Below are 2,316 nucleotides of genomic sequence, written 5' to 3'. Positions count from 1 at the left end.
CCGTTGGCCTGCAGGGTCAGCGTGCCGAAGCTGCCGGCAATGACCGTGTTCACGCCCGTCTGCACCGCCGTCGTGGTGTCGCCTCCGGCCACCCGCACGCCCACCACGCCGCCACCGGCTGCCGCGCCGTCGGCGCCGAACACGTCGTCCGTGCCGTCCGTCAGCACGTTGCCGCCCACCACAGCGCCTTCGGCCACGCTGTTGCTGTTCGCGAAGGCCGTCGGCACATCGTCAATGATCTCGATGGTGATCGCTGCCGGTGCGGAAGTTCCCGTGCCGTCCGAGGTGGTCAGCGTGAAGACGTCGCTCTCCGTGCCGGCGGCATCCGTGGTCGGGCTGGTCAGCTCATAGGTGTAGCTGGCGACGCCTGCACTGTAGGCGGTGACCGTCAGCGTGCCGTTGGTACCGGCGAAGCTCTGGCCCACCAGGCTGCCGATCGCGACGGTGACGCCGTTGATGGTGACGCTCTGGATGTCGTCCAGGCCGTCCGCATCCGATACCGTGAAGGTGCCGGAGGCAAATTCGCTGCCGGCCGCGGCATTGGAACCGATTGCCAGACCAGCCTCGTACACCACGTCGTTGCCGCCTTCATTGCCGGGATCGACGCTGATCGTCGGCACGTCGTTGGTGCCGGTGATGGTGATGGTCACATCGGCCAGATTGCTCAGATTGGCGCCATCGGTCACCCGGTAGACATCGGGGAAGACCATGTTGATGGATTCGCCGTCGTCCAGTGCCTGCGCGGCGGCCTGGGTGGCTTCGTTCACCGTGAAGGTGTAGGCGCCTGTCGCGCTGTCGATGACCAGCGTGCCGAAAGCGTTGGTCACCGTGATCGAGGGGCCGACCACGGACAGGGTCTGGCCGTCTGCATCGGTATCGTTGGGCAGCACGTTGCCCGAGACGGAGATCTGGTCTTCGGTCAGGCTGTTGCTGTCGTCGACCGCTACCGGTGCGTGGTCATCGTCAATGATGGTCACGGTGGCCGTGTCGTTGATCAGGGTGGCGCCGATCGGGTTGCTCAGGACAATGGTGAAGGTCTCGTTGCCTTCGACCAGGATGTCGCCCACAATGTTCTCGGTGACGAAGAAGCCGATGTAGCCGGCCGGAATGGTGACCGTGCCGGTGGCCGCGCCGTCGAAAAAGTCCGCCGGATTGCTCGCGGTGCCTGGCACGATGGTGTAGGTGACCGTCACATCGGTCGTGGAGACCTTGTCCAGGGTAATCAGGAAGGTGACGGCCTTGCTGCCGCCGCTGGAGCCCTCGATCACATCGGCCGTCGAGACCGTTCCATGGATGACGTCGCCGGTGATGAGGCCGGGGCCGCCCTCGCCGATACCGACCTGCGTGCCCACGGTGACGCCGACGCTGACCGCGGGTTCCACGGCCGGCTCGGGAATCACCTGCACATCCGGCAGCAGCTCAGGCGGGACAAAGTTGTAGTTGTAGTCTTGCGGGGTCACGCCCTCGGCGATGCGCAGCAGCTGCACAAAGGTGCTGCCGCCGTCCACGCCGCCGCCGGGGGCCAGACCCGCCGCGGTGGCTTCGAGTGACTGGTTCAGGTCGGTCCCGCGTTCGAGCGCCTGGATGACGGTGTCTGCCGTGGCCGGCGTGGTGACCGCGCTGTCCTGGGCCGTGGGGCGCTGATCGGACTCGGCCACGTTGTCGTCGAGTCGCACGCTTTGCGCGGGCGCAATCGCCAGATGGTGGCCGTCTTCCATGATGAGCTCGATGCGGACGTCGCCCACGGTGCGTACCGTTTCGCCCTTTTGCAGGGCGTCACCGACCTTCAGCGCGCGGGTCTTGCCCTGCACGTCAACAGCCAGAACGGTGCCATTTCCTGTAATGGCGGCGACGGTAGCGAATTGGGCCATGATGCTCTCCGGTGAAAAAAAGAAGCCCGGGCCCGCAAGCCCAGGTACCGATCCTGATGATCTGAAGATTAAGGCTGCGCCATCGGCCCGTCTATTGGACTTTGGTCCATATTTGATGCTACTTTTTGGCTGTTTTTTGGCTGTTTTGGAGCGGTAGCCCAACCCCGTGCTAGCCCCCTCAATACCGGACACTGTCGTCGCCGCCGCCGTTGTCAGGCAGCCAGCCGGTTGGCTGGCTTGGTCTGCAGCTCGGCATGGCGTCAAGCGCCTCCCCGTCGATCGACCGTCTTCTGCAGGCCCTGCCGACCCGCAAGCGCTGGTGGCACCCGACACCGCTGGGCTATGGCGCAGCAGCCACGACTTTGACGAGAGCATCACCGACGCCTCGCCGTGGCTGCGCCCCAAAGTCCCCTAAGTCGGTCAAAAAGTCCCCTAAGTCGGTCAA

At 65.1% G+C, this 2,316-nt stretch carries 1 protein-coding gene; it reads right to left on the bottom strand.

Annotated elements, in window-relative coordinates; genetic code table 11:
- On the bottom strand, positions 1-1,871 hold a 1,871-nt coding region (locus AC1DUR_RS25755; RefSeq protein WP_477722386.1), incomplete at its 3' end, for a retention module-containing protein.
- Positions 1,872-2,316: the final 445 nt, after the last annotated feature.

It is taken from the genome of Polaromonas sp. P4_F4, from assembly GCF_056401355.1.
This window is presented reverse-complemented; position numbering and strand designations above follow the sequence as displayed.